The sequence below is a fragment of the Peptostreptococcus stomatis DSM 17678 genome (genome assembly GCF_000147675.1).
In the GTDB taxonomy this organism is placed as follows: domain Bacteria; phylum Bacillota; class Clostridia; order Peptostreptococcales; family Peptostreptococcaceae; genus Peptostreptococcus; species Peptostreptococcus stomatis.
This window is the reverse complement of the sequence record NZ_ADGQ01000004.1, coordinates 38,169-55,403: the sequence shown is the minus strand read 5'-3', so window position 1 is coordinate 55,403 and position 17,235 is coordinate 38,169. Positions and strand designations below refer to the sequence as shown.

Below are 17,235 nucleotides of genomic sequence, written 5' to 3'. Positions count from 1 at the left end.
AAGGTAAAAAATGAGTTATAAAAGAAGAAAAACCAGGATGGTAAGGGTTGGAAACCTAAATATAGGTGGAGATAGCCCTATATCAGTACAATCTATGACAACTACCGATACCAGGGATGCTAAGGCTACAATCAGCCAGATACACAGGCTAGAAGAAGTTGGCTGCGACCTTGTAAGGGTGGCTGTGGTAGATATGGATGCAGCTAAAAATATAGCCAATATAAAAAAAGAAATAAATATACCAATTGTTGCCGATATACACTTTGATCATAGGTTAGCTCTTGAAGCAGTCAAAAGCCAGGTTGACGGGATCAGGATAAATCCTGGTAATATAGGTAGTCTAGCTAAGACCAAAGAGGTTGTTAGTGCCTGCAAGGACAATAATATCCCAATTCGGATAGGCGTTAATGGCGGGTCATTAGAAAAAGACCTCCTGAACCAGTATGGTGGACCTGTAGCCGAAGCCATGGTTGAATCGGCCATGAGGCATGTTAGGATTCTAGAAGACCTGGACTTTCACGATATAGTAATATCTCTTAAAAATTCTGATGTAATAAGGTCAATAGAAGCCTATAGGCTTATGTCTAAGACAGTTGACTACCCTCTACACTTGGGTATTACAGAAGCTGGTGGAATTAAAAGGGGTACTATCAAGTCAGCCATAGGTGTCGGTTCTCTCTTGGCCGATGGTATTGGTGACACTATTAGAATTTCCCTAACAGGTGATCCTACAGAGGAAATACCTGTGGCCAAAGAAATACTAAGGAGTCTAGACATCCTAAATGATAAGATAAAAATTGTATCCTGCCCTACTTGTGGTAGGTGTAATATAAACCTGATAGACCTTGCGAGTGAGGTCGAAGAGAAAATCTCTTCTATCGACAAGGATATTACCGTAGCCATTATGGGTTGTGCAGTTAACGGTCCCGGTGAAGCCAGGGAAGCTGATATTGGTATTGCAGGTGGAGACAAGGTTGGTCTGCTCTTTAAGAAGGGGGAAATCATAAGAAAAATCCCTCAGGAAACTATAGTTGATACCCTTTTGGAAGAAATAAATAATCTTTAGACTAAAAGGTCCCTATTCATGACTTATGAAAGGGACCCTTTATTTTTCCATGTATAAGATTTCAATTTGTATTCCTTCTAATCAACCTTTCCTATGTCCTTTAAAGTTCAATCTGTCATCCTTCAATAGCTATAATTTCTTAAGTAGAATAAATTTTTTCGAATAAGTATTTTTTCCAATTTTAAAGCCTAGTTTATATTTCATATAGTCTCCTTTATCATCTATATCCATAGTCTCTATATGTCTCCCAATTTGATACTTACCTTCATTTTCCACATATATCCTGTCTCCTTCTATTGATATATACTTATTTAGTAAGACTTCTTTTTGAAGTTTATCATAGGCCCTATATTCAATTTTCCTAACATTTTTATAGCTAGTTTCACCTGTATTTTTCCCCCATACTCTAGTAATGCCAATACTATTATTCATTTCATACCTAATCCTATCTTCTACCACCGAGGCCATTTCCCTCATTTCTATCTTATTTACTATGCTAGTCTTTATCGATATAGACGACCTAAAAATTAAACCTATAGACATAAAAATAAGGCTGGCTATCATCAAATATACCACTACTTCTACCATTATATAGGCCTTCCTGGTCCTTGAATTAGATTTCATTTTTTTATCTCTTAACCTTGATTCAGGATTCATACACTTCCTCCAGATATCTTAGAATTACACCTATTTTCTAAATCAACTTAGTATATATCCTTATATTTCCACTATTTGCCATAATTCACACAGATATGCAATCTCGATATTTATAATCACAAGGCATCATAATATAGCTTCTAATAAAAGCCCTCCTGGCTGATTTGGGTTAAAAGCCAATGATTCATGCCTATACTATCTTAGCTCGGAAATCCAATTATCTATCATGATTTTTTTCTTAAGATAATCATCCTTATAGGATGTCACCCTGCCACTGGCTGGAATATAGGTAATCCTCTCCAATTTTTTTGTACGATCATTAAAGACGTAGAGGCTACCACCCCCTCCCGGTGCTCCCATCCTCTTTATGCCTTTAAATTCTAGTCTTGTTCCACTTAAGACATGGGTATGCTTGTCTAAGCATCTCCTCACCAGCCTATAAGAATCTCTATCTATTATGTAATAGCCCTTATAGGTGGACAAACTATAGGTATAGGAGTCATCTTGACCCCTTACAATTATCCTCCTGATATCAGTCTTAATCCTTGATACTGTAGCATCAAAATCCAAACCGTCCCTATTTACCCTGACTATTGATAAGGATATTATAAGAACCAAGATAGACATGGCTATTGCTAATTCTATAAAACTTGTCCCCTTGTACTTCTTCACTACACAACCTTCCTAACCCTATATAAATATATAGTCCTCTTGTAACCATCGTTCCTACATAAGCATAGTTCTTATATATCTAATTTCATTGCTTATTATCTTACTATTTTTCCTTTTAGAATTTTTCTGTTGCCCCTATGTTAAGCCAATTCTACAAATAGGGACTTTATTTCCTCAATCTCTAATTTGGGCTTGACCTTCTTATCAATCCCTAATTTTTCAAAGGGACAATAGACCCGGTACTTTTTCCTCTTCCACCTCTCAATACCCTTGTTTTCATAGTAGTAGTTTACATAAAACTCAACATAATTATCTTTTTTTATAATCTCAAAGCAACCACCATCACCAGTAATCAATTCATACCTTGTATGTGGAGACTCAAGATATTTTTGACCAATTAAATCCCGATAAAAGCTGGTATCCTTCTTCATGACCAGACCATAAAAATCCTTAGAATCTTTACTTTTGGCATAGGTATCTTCTAATAGATAATAGGCATTCACCATAAAAGTCTTCTCTATGGATGCCAGTTCATAATCGTGACCATATAATTGGTCGTAGTCCCTTTTAAAGTCTCCCAGGTCCTTATATAGGGGCATGAAAAGGAGGACCAGGGATACCAAAAACATAAAAAGTAAAATAACATTTACAGAAAGAGACCCCCTTTGTCTATCTATAAATAAGTTGAACCTTATCTTGGTGTATATAATTTTATATAAGTTTTTGTATTTTTTTTTGCATATATTTCTGTATATACTTTTGCACCTTCCTTTGTATATTATTTCGAATATATTTTTGCATATTCTCTTCAATTTGTTATTTCTTACACCCATTTTCTTAGTTTTCAAAGTGCTACTCCCTTGTCATAATTCTTATATTAAATACAAAAGTCCATCCTAAATATATGTTTCTAAGATTATCAATTATTCCTATAAACTAGTTAGATTAAGCTTTAATTCCATATATCTAATCAAGCCCTATAATTGTATGTACTACCAAACTCTTCTTAAGGTACTTGTCCTTGACTGTAATTTCAGATTCTATCCAACCAAATTTCTTATCCTTAAAACTCCTCCTGATAAGTATTTCTCTACTATCCATATTTTTAGAAAAAACCAAGTCTAAGTCTTCATAATCACCCTTGTAGTCTTTGATATAGGACCTTTCTTCTACCATAGCCTGCCCCAATAAATAATCGAGCTCCTCCCTGTCATCTAACTTATTCTCCAAGTAGGCCATATTCATCACAAAGTAAGAAAAAATATATAGGGCAATTGAAAGAATTATAAGGGTAAATATGAATTCAGTAGCCAAATAAGCGGAGTGTTTTTTAGGCCCATACTTGTCAAACGAGCCCCTATCTTTCCTATAATACTCTACTTTTATCCCATCTTTTTTTATCCTATATTTCTTTATACATACACTTATATTCTTCATAGATATCCCCCTAATAGGTAAAATACAGGACTTATATTATCCTATATATTTATAGACAAAAATAAAAAGATACCTTCAAATTTTTGAAAATATCTTTTTAAGTAATTTATCTTATCTGATTTTTTTAAACCAATAATAGGCACAACTCCCTATTACTTTTCTTCAATTGCCTTTCTAAGCATAAAGTTAATGCCTACCCCTCCTGGCAACTTCATTTTGACCAACTGTCTTGGATGAGGGGCCTCTGTTATAGGGGTCATTTCTTCATCAAACATCTCAAGTATTTCTGTTTCAAGAGTTGCTGTATACGGTCCTATTATCTCTATCTGGTCACCTAGAACCATCTTATTTCTCTGCTCTACAGTTACATAACCATCCTTGTCTGGCCCACCAACTACTATACCTATAAAGTCATAGTTCCTAACATATGAGGCAGAAGCATAGTTCTGTTCCTCATGTCCTGGCTTATCATTATAGAAACCTGTAGTAAAGTGTCTATGGCTACCCTTCTTCAATTCATCTAGCCATATTGGATCAAATTTCCAGTCAGGGCCTTTTTCATAGTAGGCATCTATGGCCATCCTATAGGCCCTTACAACTGTTGCAACATAGTAGGCAGTCTTCATCCTGCCCTCTATCTTCAAACTTGTAATACCAGAACTAATCAATTCAGGTATATATTCAATCATACACAGGTCCTTAGAATTAAAGAAGAAGGTTCCCCTTTCATCTTCATATACAGGATAGTATTCTCCAGGTCTTTTTTCTTCAACCAGGCTGTATTTCCAACGACATGACTGGGCACAAGACCCTCTATTGGCATCCCTACCAGTCATATAGTTACTTATCAAGCACCTTCCTGAATATGATATACACATGGCACCGTGCATAAAGGCCTCAACATCCATATCTTGTGGTATATTATCCCTTAATTCTTTGATTTCCTCAAAGGACAATTCCCTGGCTATAACAACCCTTTTTATCCCCTGCTTGTACCAAAAGTTGGCACTGTGGTAATTAGTTGTATTGGCCTGGGTGCTCAAGTGGATTTCCATATTTGGTATTGTTGCCTTAATTACAGATATGACACCTGGATCTGAGGCTATAAGGGCATCAACCCCCGCCTTCTCTAATTCTAACAAGTAGTCTTCTAATCCATTGAAATCCTCATTGTGGGGTATTATATTGACTGTTACAAATACCTTTTTACCTCTTTCATGGGCATACTTTACACCTTCTCTTATATCTTCATTTGAGAAGTTCTTGGCTGCTGTTCTCATACCAAAGTTTTCACCACCAAGATAAACTGCATCTGCCCCATACTCTATGGCTATCTTTAATCTCTCTAAATCTCCTGCAGGAGCTAATAGTTCTACTCTTTCCATTTATTCCTTCCTTTTCCTTGCTTATATAACTCTTTAAACCTATCAATGTACTAGCTTAATAAAGACCACCTAGTCTTTATAGGATATAGCTAATCCATCACCTATAGGTACCAATGATGTACTTATACCCTCTAAATCACATATATAATCTAAATATGTCCTCATCCTCTTAACTATAGTTTTCTTTCTTCTGACTACATAGTCATCACTGGCTATCATGCCCTTATATAGGATATTGTCTGAAATTACTATACCCCCATGATTTAGCTTGTCTATCAACATGTCAAAAAACATCTTATAGTGACCCTTAGCTGCATCTATAAAGATCATATCAAAGCTTCCTTCAAGGTCTTTTAATGTCTCTTCAGCATCCCCTACTAAAATTTTTATCCTGTCTTCCATACCAGCCTTCTTAATATTTTCTTGGGCCCTTTCCAACATAAGGGGGTTTCTCTCAGTGGTTACAATCTCTACATCACCGTCTAATACATCGGCAAAAAAAAGAGAGGAATAGCCTATAGCACAACCTAATTCCAGGATTTTTTTTGGCCTTTTCAACTTTAACAGAACCCTTAAAAGGTCAGCCACTTCCTTGTGAATAATTGGTACAGAATTTTCCTCTGCATAGACCTCTAAGTCTCTCAAGAGTCCCTGACTAGGTTTTAAGGTCTCTCTTATATAATTTTCTACCTTATCATTTACAATATTACTCACTTATTTCACTCCTTTAAAAAGCAGGGAAGTTTACCCTCCCTGCAATAAGTACTTTTCCTAGTTTGTTTGACTTGTATCAGAACTAGTGCTTGTTTTTTTATCAGTAGCTGAACTAGTACCTTTCTTATCAGTAGTAGACGCTTTTTCCTGATTAGCCTTTTCTTTAGCATCTCTTTCTTTATGGTAATTTTTAGCATTCTTATCATGTTCTTCAAAAGTCTTGCTGTATGAATTTACACCGTTCACATTTGTAACAAAGTACAAATAGTCTGTCTTACTAGGTCTAGATGCCGCTATCATTGACTTAAGGCCTGGGCTAGCAATCGGTGTTGGCGGTAGGCCATGGTGTATATAAAGATTATAGGCTGATTCAACCTTCAAATCCGAATACAGGACCTTACCCTTTCTCTCTGGCAGGCCATATTGAAGTACTGCATCTGACTGCAACTTCATTTTCTTTGCCAACCTGTTGTAGAATACACTGGCTATAATCGGCCTATCTTCATCCTTTACAGCTTCTTTTTCTATTATCGATGCCATGATAATTGTATCATAGAAGTTATACTTGTTCTTTTTTACGTTGGCACTTATACTCTTCTTGTAATTCCTGTCAAACTCACTTAACATTTTGTCAAATATATCTTTTTCACTTGTACCCTTTTTGAAATAATAAGTTTCTGGATACAAGAAGCCTTCAAGTGTAGTAATCCTACTGTCTTTTAGGAAACTATGTTTATCAGAAAATTCACTAGGTGTCCTGAAAAGTTTTACAAATTTCTTCCTGTCCCCAAGATTCTTCTTTACCAAAAGGTTGACTATCTCAGTCGATATGCTACCTTCAGGTATAGTTACCTTAATACCATCCTGGTGTACTTGACCCTTTATCAGCTTGTCTATGATCTGGTCATTTGACATGTTCTGGGACAGCTTGTATTTACCAGACTTAATCTGTTCAGCCTTACCCGTTTCCTTTACATTGGCCACAAAAACCTTCTTGTTCTTTATCATATCCTGGTCCTTTAATATGGTAGCAATCTGCTTAACATTAGCACCTGCTGGTATATCAACAACCCTACTAATTGTAGAATTTGGATTTACTGGTTTTGACGCAGACTTATAGTATAGGTTTCCAGCCAAGGAAAGCATACCTAGTAAAATAAATATTACAATTAGTAGTCTAAATATTCTAATTCTTGGTCTACGCCTGGCTTTCTTAGTATTCTTTTTATTTTTTGTATTTCTAGCCTTATTCGTACTCAATATGCCAATCCTCCATTTAAATTTTTTCTATAAATAACTTTACTAGGGATGAAAACTTTCTTTTAACCCTCTCTGTTGTTTCGATTACTTCTTCATGGTTTAATTTCTGCCCACTAATACCTGCTGCCATATTTGTAATACATGATATACCAAATACCCTCATTCCACAATATCTTGCAACAATAACCTCAGGCACTGTTGACATACCTACGGCATCTGCCCCCAAGATGCCTGCCATTCTCACCTCTGCAGGTGTCTCATAACTTGGACCAGAGAAAAACATGTATACTCCTTCTTGTATTGGTAACCCTAATTGGTCAGCACATGATCTTAGAATTTCAATCCCCTCCAAGTCATAGGCATCTGTCATATCAGGAAATCTGGCCCCCAACCTGTCATCATTTGGTCCAATCAAAGGATTAGAACCTGAAAAATTAATCTGGTCTTTGATAATCATCAAGTCACCTGGTCCAAAGTTTTTATTGGATCCGCCCGCAGCATTGGTAACTAAGATTTTATCTATACCCAATTCTTTAAATACCCTAATAGGATAGGTAATTTCATCCTGCCTGTAGCCTTCATAATAATGGAACCTACCCTTCATAGCCAATACTTTCTTACCACAAAAATCACCTATTACAAGTTTATTTTCATGCCCCCCTACTTGAGATGTATGAAAATTTGGTATATCCTTGTAGTCAAGCTCTAGCTTATTTTCAAATTGATCTACTAAGTAGGATAGGCCAGAACCCAATATTAGGGCCATATCTATCTTACCTGTATAAAACTTATTTATGTATTTCACACTGTCCAATATTTTATTATACAAGTCAGTCATATCTTCCTCCTATCCAAACTATAAGCTTATTATATCATTAAATACTTAAATTTTCATCAAAGCTATGATTAAATTATCTTGGAAATCCTATAAGCTACTGTGGATGCTGCTTCAAAGAATTCTTCGTCATCTTCAAAAGACCTACCCATGCTCTTTACCTTTAGGCCATAGTGGTCAAGGTCTTCCTTTGTCCTATCATATTCTTCAAAATCAACCTTGTGCTTTTCATCTATACTATTTAATAGAATTTGTTCTTTTATTATACTCAATTTGCCAGGCTCATACAAGGAATTAAGGACAAGATTTGTAGACTTATTGGTTAATTCACTTAAAATTGTAAGGGTGTGATGGGATATGCCCTTGTGTCTAGGTCTCTTGTCTGCAAAACTGATTCTAGGTATGATGTAAGACCTACCATTTAGTTTCTCAACAGCATCTATAATCACTGCCTGGTCTATACCACTAAAACCATACTTAGTTCCTGTACCTGCTATACCAGGTCCCATGGCTATCAATACACAGTCTGCCTTGCAAATTTCCTTGGCAGTTATAAGTGAAGTGTATATATTTATGCATTCATAGTCACCACCAAAAGCATTTCCATATGTAATAGTATTATCTATAAGCCCCATCTTCTTTAAATTGTCAACGTTCTTGCTAAATGCCATTGGAAGGGCTGCCCCATCAGACATTATATATACTAGCTTCTTGTCTGGGCATAATCTCTTAAAAGTAGCTGCAAATACAGGTACTATACTATGAAGGGTCCCTACTGCTACTGGCATCCCCTCCAGGCAGACAAAATCATTGAAGATATCGTGGTAGGGACTTCCTTGCTCTTCCACAGAATCCACCTTAATCTGAAATGGAGTATACCTAAGTTTCATAATATGGCCACCCTCTGTAAGCTTAGACTCTGGCCTGCTAAAATTAGCTATTACAAAGTGGAAACCACCTGTACCAAGACTTAATTCTACTGCAGTAGTATTGACTACCACTTCATCTCCGACTTCAACATTACCAGTCAACTGTATATAATTATAGGCTTTTTCAATACTGCCATTTATATCAACCCTTATATCCTGGATTAGGTCGCTTTGGCTCTTTATTTCAGTAACCTTGGCTAATCTTTTACTTATCATCTATAAACCCCTTCCTAACCTATCTAGATAATTCAAAAACTTATTGTTTTCGATAATCTTAGTTAGAGAAAATTTTTCTGTTAATATGTGGATTAATACTAAAAGTATCAAACAAACTACCTGAACTGCCAAACCAAATGAGGATACTATAAATACACCCAAGGAAACGCCCAAAACATTTGAACCTGCATCCCCCATCATTGTCAAGGCCCTCAAATCAAAGTAAAAATAGGCCAGTACAGCTGGTAGTATCAACATCATTACTTCCCTTTGGAACTTGGCACTTGCTATAAATATTATTATTGCTAATAGAGTGTATACCTTTATGGCCCTACCTGGTCTTAGGTCAAATAAGTTCATCATATTTGTTGATAGGGCAACCACCAAGGTCGCAACTATTATATTAGGTATAGACTTGCTGATAGTAACTGCTATGGTTAAACCAACAAAACCACCTAAAAGAGCCTTAAAGGCACCCGTTGTCAATGTACCCTTAAATAAGGCCTTGAAGTGACCGAGTAAACCTGTTACCCCCCTATTGCCCAAGCTATCATCAATTATACCTACAAAGGACATGGAGATAGAAGCAAATAAAAGCATGTAGATCATAATTATCTTTTCAGGAACAATATTAGAATAAATCAATATAACTGAATTAATTATAAGGGTGGGTATAAATACGAGCCCTAAGCCTACTGGTATCATATCACCCTTGTAATTTGCCCTAATCATATCACTTTTTTCTAACATCTTGCTTATCATAGGCACAGAAGTTAAGGTAACTACTACACCAATACAGAACAACATTATGACCATCAAATATGTATACATGACTACCTCCACTCACGTTTCTTTTCTTTCACGATTTTCTTTATGTGCAAATACTGTTTACCCCTGTGAATAAAACCACTTAAGTCTCTTCCCGTTTCGTTATGGGTCATATCTACAGTTACTTCCTTTACCCTATAACCCCATTTTAGTATATCGATAGTCATACCAACCTCTACACCATATCCTTCGGGCATATGGTCAAATCTTGATATAACCTCTCTTTTAAAGGCCCTCTGGCCTGATATAGTAGCATTTAATTCTACACCTGTCATTTTATATACAGAATCCCTGGCCAGCCTCTTAACAAAGCCCATGCCACCCTTCTTGCTAGCAGGTTTAAACCTGGCTATTGATACATCACACTGGTCTGTCAATACAGGTTCAATTACCTTGGCTATCTCAGATGAAGTTGACCCGAGGTCTGCATCTAGAAATACTATGACATCGGCATCCTTGCTAGCTAGTTCTAGCCCCTTTTCCAAGGCCTTTCCCTTGCCTTGGTTAGGATTTTGTACAGCATATAGTAATTTTTCACAAGCATACTTGCTCAATACTTGACCTGTACCATCACTAGATCCATCATCTATTACTACGATCTGGTCAATAATATCTATATCTCTTATACCATCAAGGGTAGCTTTTATCCTGGTTTCCTCATTGTGGGCAGGTATTATTACACTCGTAAACATAGATCCTCCTATTTTCCAACTGGCAATAACTTGTCACCTACTAAGCTATTTCCATAGTTACCTATTATATTTGAACTAGCTAGTAGGTCAACCAATGATACCCTTCCAGCTGCCTCATCTATATTATCTATAGTTGCTATCTTAATTTTAGAAAAGTCTTTTAATCCTACACTTTCTCCACTGCTTGCTATAGCAACTGTATACTTATCTTCCTTTATCTGGTCTAATATCGGTTTAATAAGTCCAGGGAATTTACTTTTACCACTAGCAGTTGAACCGTTAAATACAACAATAGAATTTATGGTCTCATATGAGCCACTGTTTGACCTAACCTTGACTAAACCAAGTTCCTCCAAACTAGCCAGTGGGCTTGTATCAGAAGAATTTTTTATTGAGTTTGCTATATAGCTTATCACTTCTTCCTTCTTGGTAAACTTTTGACCTAACTTAGTGTTAATCTTTTCCAGGTTAGTAGTATTTACAGCTTCGTCCTTAATTTGTATATCTAAGTATATGCTAGCCCCAGAATTAGTAAGTGCATTTTTGACACTATCAACGTTAGCCTTTTCATTAAAAGATATTATTGCCACCTTTTTCCCAGATAATTTCTGGTTACTTAATAGGTTTTCATTGCCAGCTATAAAGTCTTTAACATTGTCCAACTTTGCAAGCAGATTTTTATTGGTCTCAGCAAGCTTGTCATCCTTTTCCTTTAACTGTTTAAACTGCTTATCAATATCTGTTACAATAGCTGCATTTTGTTCCTGTATATCCACACTGGATCCCATACTTGTACCTATTAAAATTCCGACACCAAGGGCCAGGAATATTGCCCCTATAGATACAATAAAATATTTAAAATTTATATGCATAACTTATTCCTCCACATCTACATTATATCTGTAACAATAGTTTTATCTTTATACTTAACAACTGCATGAGAGTTTGCACCTTAGGAGACTGGCTAACTACTATAGCTACCGGGAATAGTGCTGTTGCTATCAAGGCAAAAACATACTTTAGCTTTAAACGACTCTGGTATAGCATACTTACTCCCCTAGCATCTATCAGTCTAGAACCTATCTTCAGCCTTACCAAGAAGGTTGAGGCCATACCCCTTCTTCCCTTTTCAAGGAAGTCTATCATGTTGGAATGTGTACCAAGGGCAACTATTAATTTGGCCTTGTATTCATAGGCTGCCAACATCGCTATATCTTCACTGGTACCCGGTGATGGGAATACAACAGCTTCTAAGCCTAGGTCTTCTACCCTCTTAAGTCCTGGGGCCCTACCATCAGTGTATGCATGTACAACTATTTCACCAGCTGCCTTAAGGGCTTCATCTGTAACACTATCCATGTCACCTACAACCACGTCTGGCTTGTAACCAAATTCTAAAATGGCATCAGCTCCTCCATCAACACCTACCAGGACAGGCTTTACCTCCTCTATATAAGATATCATAGCCTCTAGGTCATCCTTATAATTGTGTCCCCTGACTACAACTAAGACATGTCTATCTTCATACTTGGTCTTCATGGCTGGTATTTCTACATCTCCCAATATAAGACCTTTTTCTTTCTTGGCATACTCTATTGTATTGTCAATAAACCTATCCAATTCTACTTCAAGGTTTTCATATGCCTGCCTTGTCTTTTCGACAACGAGCTTGGCATCCATTACCTGACCAGAACCTATTTTCTTATCACTTCTATATATAATTCCATCTTCGATAATGATTTCATCATCTTCATTTAACTCATCAAAGGCTTCCATACCTATATTGTCTATTATTAGTATATTCTCCTTCATCAATATTGATGGTCCTACATTTGGATACCTACCGCTAATAGACTCAGCCGCGTTAATTACTAGCTTTATCTTTGCTTCCACCAAAGACTTTGCAGCCACTTCATCCAAATCTATATGGTTTATAAGGGCTATTTCACCCGCATTAATCCTCTTAGCGAGTTTTTTAGTTTTCTTGTCTTTTTTCAACTTACCTTCTACCCGCATGATTACCTCCTATGCCTTTGTTTTCTTAGCTAACTCAATCATTTCATGAGAATGTTCCAAGGTCTTTTCTGTTATAATTTTTCCAGAAATCAACCTGGCAATTTCTTCTTGCCTATCTTGATAACTGAGATTCCTTATGCTGGTAAATGTTCTCTCATTTTCAACATTCTTTTCTATGTAGTAGTGGTCATCTGCAAATGCCGCTATTTGAGGTAGGTGGGTTATACAGATTAACTGCTTGTGTTTGGCCATTTCTGCCAATTTCTCACCGACAACCTGGGCAGCCCTGCCACTTATACCAGTATCTATTTCATCAAAAATCATGGTTTCTATCTTATCTACATCTGATAGTATCTTCTTAAAAGCCAACATAAAACGTGACATTTCACCACCAGATGCTACCTTGTTAAGGGGGTTTAGGTTTTCTCCTAGATTGAATGAAACATAATATTCCACATCATCACACCCACTACTAGTATAACCTACTTTGTTAAAGATTACCTTAAATTTTGTATTTTTCATATTAAGAGACTCTAATTCTTTTAATAGGCTTTCTTCTAGAAGATTGGCCACTTTCATCCTAGAAGAAGTCAATTCTCCTCCTATTTTTTCTAAGTCTTCCTCTATTTTTTCCTGTTCTTTTAATAGGGCCAACTTACGTTCTTCCCTATTTTCAATATTATAGAGCCTTTGTTTCATCTCTATCTTATAGTCTAAAATATCCTCTATCTTATCTCCGTACTTCCTCTTCATAGTATTTATGAAGTCCATCCTTAGCTGGATTTCCTCTAAAATCTGGGGATTGTATTCATTCTTATCTATATAAGACCTCATACTTGCATCAAGATCCTCCAACTGGTACATGATATTTTCTAGACCTTCTACAAAGTCTTCTAGGACTATATCATAGTCGGCTACCGGCCCCAATGCTGATAGGGACTTGCCAATCCTGTCCTCTACCCCCAAATCACCAGACTTTAAAAGATCATAACTGGTTAAAATTGCCGTATTTATCTTGTCTTGGTTAGAATATTTTTTGTATTTTACCTTTAATATCTCATATTCATCCACGTCGAGATTGGCCTTCTCAATTTCATCTATTTGGTATTTAAGAAGGTCCACTTCCCTCTCAAGTTCTCTTTCCGTCATATTATCATTAAGTTCAAGAATCTTTGATTTAATGTCTGTATACTTTTTATAGCTAGCATCATATTTTGACTTTATATCCTTTAAGCTATCTTTCCCATACAAGTCTAAAAATTCAAGGTGGACATCCCTATTGTATAGGGCCTGATTTTGGTGCTGACTGTGTATATCTACGATAGTCATCATAATAGTTCTTAGGTCAGCCAGCCTAATAGACCTACCATTTAACTTAGTAGTTGACTTTCCATCCTCAAATATAGACCTAGATACCAGTAACTCCTTGTCACTATATGGAATAGAATACTCATTCAAGAGGTCCTCTACCTTTTGGTTATCCGTATATATAAGTAATTCCACCAAGCCCCTGTCACAATCCTTTCTTAAAAAGGAACGATCATACTTGCCTCCTAGGCATAGGTTTAAACCCTCAAGGACGATTGATTTTCCAGATCCAGTTTCACCTGTCAATATATTCAACTTGCTACCAAAATCCACCCTTAGTTCTTCTATTAGGGCACAATTTTTCATATACAGTTCCTTAATCATTTTATTCTCCCTCTGCTAATCTAATGAATGTGACTTTTCCACCAAATCTACAATCATATCATGGTAAGCCTCATATCCACCAAGGAGTCTAACATCCTCATTTTCATCATTTATTTCAATGTTTTTGTCTGTTTTTTCAAGATAAATCAAATATTCTATATTTCCTTCAGGTCCCTTTATTGGTGAAAAATCAAGGTCAAGTATTTTAAAACCTTCCTTGATAGCAAGTCTGGAAACCATCTCTATTACTTCTATATGGGTTGACCTTTCTCTTACTACCCCCTTCTTGCCCACCTTTTCTCTACCGGCTTCAAACTGGGGTTTTATAAGGGCAACTAGCCTACCACCATCATTTAAAAGTTCCCATGCCTTTGGTAGGACTAACTTAAGAGATATAAAGGACACATCTATGGATGCAAAATCCGGTCTTTCATCTAGGGCGTCGACCTCTAAAAACCTTATATTCTGCCTTTCCATGCAAACGACCCTCTCATCCTGTCTTAATTTCCAGGCCAACTGACCATATCCAACATCAACTGAGTAAACCTTTACAGCCCCATTTTGCAACATACAGTCTGTAAAACCTCCTGTTGATGCACCTATATCCATACATACCTTGCCCTCTAGACTAATGTCAAAATTTTTCATTGCCTTTTCTAACTTAAGACCACCACGACTAACATAGGCCAGGGGCTTGCCTTTTACAAGTATTTCAGAGTCATCCTTGACCATTGTACCCGGTTTATCCACCCTTTGATTGTCTACAAAAACATTACCGGCCATTATGGTCCTCCTAGCCTGTTCACGACTAGGAAAAAAACCCATATCAACCAATAATACATCAATTCTCTTCTTCATTGCTACCTCCATTGATATAGGCTAAACCCTACTCAAGAATCTTAAGTATTCTATCTTTTATCTTACTTGGTGACAAGCCAAGCTTGTCCATCAGGATATCAGTGTTACCATGCCCAATAAATTTATCAGGTACAGCAAATATATCCAGTCTTGTGTCAAGATGGTTCTCTGATAAAAGTTTTAAGATACTGGAACCAAATCCACCAGTTACCACATTATCTTCAAGACTTATAACATTATCAACACTGCCCAGGATATCCAGATATGTATCAACATTTAAAGGTTTCAAGTATCTGGCATTTAATAGGATAAGTTCAAAGTCTTGTCCATTGTGGGATTCCCTGTATTCTTTCCTCAAATCAGGAAGGATATCAAGAACCGGTTTCATCATATTTCCTATACTAATTATAGCCACTTTTCTCAAATTATTATTTCCCTTAAGGGGTCTTACCTCGTCTATCAGAACCTGGGGCTGGCCTATGGAATAGGAATCAAATGGTTCCCTGTCTATCTTGCAAAAATCATAGTCCTTTTGACTTATTATATACTCACTTCCCCTAGGATACCTGATAGCTAGGGGGCTATCCATTCTTTCAGAAAACCTGATCATATCTATCATTTCCTGGCTATCCATTGGGGCCATAACTGTCAGATTTGGTATAGGATTTAGGTAGGATAGGTCAAAAATACCATGGTGGGTTTCACCATCATTACCTACTAGACCCGCCCTATCTATCAGAAAGGTTACGGGCTTGCTAGTTATACATACGTCGTGTATAAGCTGGTCATATCCCCTTTGTAGGAAACTGGAATATACTGCAAAGTATGGTTTTAAACCAGCCTTGGCCAGTCCGGCAGCAAATGTAGTCGCATGCTGTTCCGCTATACCAACATCAAAATACCTGTCCGGATGTAGCTTAGAAAATATATTTAAACCAGTACCTGTAGGCATGGCCGCCGTAATAGCTATTATATTTTCATTGTAGTTGGCCATCTCTGCAAGGGTAATTCCAACTATAGATGAAATTGACCTGGTCTTGCCTGGTTTGACCCCTGTCCTATAATCAAACTTACCTACCCCGTGGTAGTCTTCTGGATGGTCTTGGGCAAACTTATAGCCCTTGCCCTTTACAGTTTTAACATGTATAAACTTAGGTCCATCCACATTTTTTATAAACTCAAGTGTCTCCACCAGTTCCTCTATATTGTGACCATCTATTGGACCAAAATACTTTATGCCAAGGGCATCTATTAGACCACATTCAGATGGGGATAGGCTGGTAAATATAGAATCCGTCAACCTATTTGCCCTCTTGGATATCTTGCTACCTATTTGAGTCATATTCATAAACTTATCAATGTTTTCCTTCATGATAAGGGTGTCGCTATTCATCATTATCTTTGACATATAAGAAGAAAATGCACCCGTATTCTTGTCTATGGACATTTCATTATCATTGAGGATTACTATCATGTTTTTATTCAAATATCCCAGGTTATTCAAGGCTTCAATAGCCATCCCTCCTGTAAAGGCACCATCACCTATTACGGCAATAACCTGGTGCTTCTGCTTCTGTATATCCCTGGCACAGGCAAGTCCCAAGGCAACAGATATGGATGTAGAGCTATGTCCCGTATCAAAAATATCATGCTGACTTTCAGATTCCTTTGGAAAACCCGACATACCACCATACTGTCTTAGGGAGTCAAAACCATCCTGCCTCCCTGTCAATATCTTATGGACATAGGCCTGGTGACCAACGTCCCATATAATCTTATCTTCAGGACTGTCAAATACCTTGTGAAGGGCCAGAGTTAATTCAACCACTCCCAGGTTAGATGCCAGGTGGCCACCTGTGGCTGATATCTTCTTTATCAAAAACTTCCTGATATCCTTAGCCAGGTTAGACAAGTCCTCCTTATTCATTCTTTTTATATCTGCTGGGGAATTTATCCCTCTTATTAATTCATACATATT

17 protein-coding genes are annotated in these 17,235 nt (G+C 36.8%); 1 reads left to right on the top strand and 16 read right to left on the bottom strand.

Annotated features, from left to right (window positions below; translation table 11 throughout):
* The first annotated feature begins 10 nt into the window (after window positions 1-10).
* Window positions 11-1,066, top strand: a complete 1,056-nt coding sequence (gene ispG / locus HMPREF0634_RS00855; protein ID WP_007788051.1) for a flavodoxin-dependent (E)-4-hydroxy-3-methylbut-2-enyl-diphosphate synthase — start codon at window positions 11-13, stop codon at window positions 1,064-1,066.
* Between the two features lie 129 nt (window positions 1,067-1,195).
* Here ispG and HMPREF0634_RS00850 read toward each other — a convergent pair whose 3' ends face one another.
* The 16 genes from HMPREF0634_RS00850 to dxs all read right to left on the bottom strand — a co-directional run bounded on the left by HMPREF0634_RS00850 (window position 1,196) and on the right by dxs (window position 17,232).
* Window positions 1,196-1,723, bottom strand: coding sequence for a hypothetical protein (locus HMPREF0634_RS00850; RefSeq protein ID WP_040565571.1), 528 nt, complete (start codon window positions 1,721-1,723; stop codon window positions 1,196-1,198).
* A 195-nt stretch (window positions 1,724-1,918) separates the two neighbouring features.
* Window positions 1,919-2,395 carry a hypothetical protein gene (locus tag HMPREF0634_RS00845; RefSeq protein ID WP_040565570.1) on the bottom strand — a complete coding sequence of 159 codons (477 nt, stop codon included), beginning with the start codon at window positions 2,393-2,395 and terminating at the stop codon, window positions 1,919-1,921.
* 140 nt (window positions 2,396-2,535) lie between these two features.
* Window positions 2,536-3,243, bottom strand: a complete 708-nt coding sequence (locus HMPREF0634_RS00840; RefSeq protein ID WP_040565569.1) for a hypothetical protein — start codon at window positions 3,241-3,243, stop codon at window positions 2,536-2,538.
* Window positions 3,244-3,361: 118 nt separating this feature from the next.
* A complete protein-coding gene (locus tag HMPREF0634_RS00835; protein ID WP_040565568.1) occupies window positions 3,362-3,832 on the bottom strand; it encodes a hypothetical protein in 471 nt (156 codons plus the stop codon).
* A gap of 152 nt (window positions 3,833-3,984) precedes the next feature.
* Entirely contained in the window at window positions 3,985-5,217 is a 1,233-nt protein-coding gene (locus HMPREF0634_RS00830; protein WP_007788149.1) for a peptidase U32 family protein, read from the bottom strand.
* A 69-nt stretch (window positions 5,218-5,286) separates the two neighbouring features.
* Window positions 5,287-5,931, bottom strand: coding sequence for an O-methyltransferase (locus HMPREF0634_RS00825; protein ID WP_007788067.1), 645 nt, complete (start codon window positions 5,929-5,931; stop codon window positions 5,287-5,289).
* Between the two features lie 57 nt (window positions 5,932-5,988).
* A complete protein-coding gene (gene mltG / locus HMPREF0634_RS00820; RefSeq protein ID WP_007788101.1) occupies window positions 5,989-7,191 on the bottom strand; it encodes an endolytic transglycosylase MltG in 1,203 nt (400 codons plus the stop codon).
* A gap of 16 nt (window positions 7,192-7,207) precedes the next feature.
* Complete coding sequence (locus tag HMPREF0634_RS00815) at window positions 7,208-8,029, bottom strand: purine-nucleoside phosphorylase (protein WP_007788161.1); 822 nt, start codon at window positions 8,027-8,029, stop codon at window positions 7,208-7,210.
* Between the two features lie 68 nt (window positions 8,030-8,097).
* Window positions 8,098-9,171, bottom strand: a complete 1,074-nt coding sequence (locus HMPREF0634_RS00810) for a DUF3866 family protein (RefSeq protein ID WP_007788126.1) — start codon at window positions 9,169-9,171, stop codon at window positions 8,098-8,100.
* A complete protein-coding gene (locus HMPREF0634_RS00805; RefSeq protein WP_007788118.1) occupies window positions 9,172-10,002 on the bottom strand; it encodes an MraY family glycosyltransferase in 831 nt (276 codons plus the stop codon).
* Window positions 10,003-10,004: 2 nt separating this feature from the next.
* A complete protein-coding gene (locus HMPREF0634_RS00800; protein ID WP_007788070.1) occupies window positions 10,005-10,691 on the bottom strand; it encodes a glycosyltransferase family 2 protein in 687 nt (228 codons plus the stop codon).
* Between the two features lie 8 nt (window positions 10,692-10,699).
* The gene (locus tag HMPREF0634_RS00795; protein ID WP_007788034.1) at window positions 10,700-11,563 is read right to left on the bottom strand and encodes a copper transporter; all 864 of its coding nucleotides are present in this window, start codon (window positions 11,561-11,563) and stop codon (window positions 10,700-10,702) included.
* Between the two features lie 22 nt (window positions 11,564-11,585).
* Window positions 11,586-12,707, bottom strand: a complete 1,122-nt coding sequence (steA, locus tag HMPREF0634_RS00790) for a putative cytokinetic ring protein SteA (protein ID WP_007788084.1) — start codon at window positions 12,705-12,707, stop codon at window positions 11,586-11,588.
* Between the two features lie 9 nt (window positions 12,708-12,716).
* On the bottom strand, window positions 12,717-14,399 hold the full coding sequence (recN, locus tag HMPREF0634_RS00785) for a DNA repair protein RecN (protein ID WP_007788043.1): 1,683 nt from the start codon (window positions 14,397-14,399) through the stop codon (window positions 12,717-12,719).
* 15 nt (window positions 14,400-14,414) lie between these two features.
* The gene (locus tag HMPREF0634_RS00780) at window positions 14,415-15,257 is read right to left on the bottom strand and encodes a TlyA family RNA methyltransferase (RefSeq protein ID WP_007788089.1); all 843 of its coding nucleotides are present in this window, start codon (window positions 15,255-15,257) and stop codon (window positions 14,415-14,417) included.
* 28 nt (window positions 15,258-15,285) lie between these two features.
* Window positions 15,286-17,232, bottom strand: coding sequence for a 1-deoxy-D-xylulose-5-phosphate synthase (gene dxs / locus HMPREF0634_RS00775; protein ID WP_007788078.1), 1,947 nt, complete (start codon window positions 17,230-17,232; stop codon window positions 15,286-15,288).
* Between the last annotated feature and the right edge of the window lie 3 nt (window positions 17,233-17,235).

Bases quoted from the DNA above. Each gene is read 5' to 3' on its own strand.
- HMPREF0634_RS00795 (WP_007788034.1), bottom strand. From the start codon at position 11,563: ATGCATATAAATTTTAAATATTTTATTGTATCTATAGGGGCAATATTC.
- HMPREF0634_RS00800 (WP_007788070.1), bottom strand. From the start codon at position 10,691: ATGTTTACGAGTGTAATAATACCTGCCCACAATGAGGAAACCAGGATA.
- HMPREF0634_RS00830 (WP_007788149.1), bottom strand. From the start codon at position 5,217: ATGGAAAGAGTAGAACTATTAGCTCCTGCAGGAGATTTAGAGAGATTA.
- HMPREF0634_RS00850 (WP_040565571.1), bottom strand. From the start codon at position 1,723: ATGAATCCTGAATCAAGGTTAAGAGATAAAAAAATGAAATCTAATTCA.
- ispG (WP_007788051.1), top strand. From the start codon at position 11: ATGAGTTATAAAAGAAGAAAAACCAGGATGGTAAGGGTTGGAAACCTA.
- HMPREF0634_RS00835 (WP_040565568.1), bottom strand. From the start codon at position 3,832: ATGAAGAATATAAGTGTATGTATAAAGAAATATAGGATAAAAAAAGAT.
- recN (WP_007788043.1), bottom strand. From the start codon at position 14,399: ATGATTAAGGAACTGTATATGAAAAATTGTGCCCTAATAGAAGAACTA.
- HMPREF0634_RS00780 (WP_007788089.1), bottom strand. From the start codon at position 15,257: ATGAAGAAGAGAATTGATGTATTATTGGTTGATATGGGTTTTTTTCCT.
- steA (WP_007788084.1), bottom strand. From the start codon at position 12,707: ATGCGGGTAGAAGGTAAGTTGAAAAAAGACAAGAAAACTAAAAAACTC.
- dxs (WP_007788078.1), bottom strand. From the start codon at position 17,232: ATGTATGAATTAATAAGAGGGATAAATTCCCCAGCAGATATAAAAAGA.
- HMPREF0634_RS00815 (WP_007788161.1), bottom strand. From the start codon at position 8,029: ATGACTGACTTGTATAATAAAATATTGGACAGTGTGAAATACATAAAT.
- HMPREF0634_RS00810 (WP_007788126.1), bottom strand. From the start codon at position 9,171: ATGATAAGTAAAAGATTAGCCAAGGTTACTGAAATAAAGAGCCAAAGC.
- HMPREF0634_RS00805 (WP_007788118.1), bottom strand. From the start codon at position 10,002: ATGTATACATATTTGATGGTCATAATGTTGTTCTGTATTGGTGTAGTA.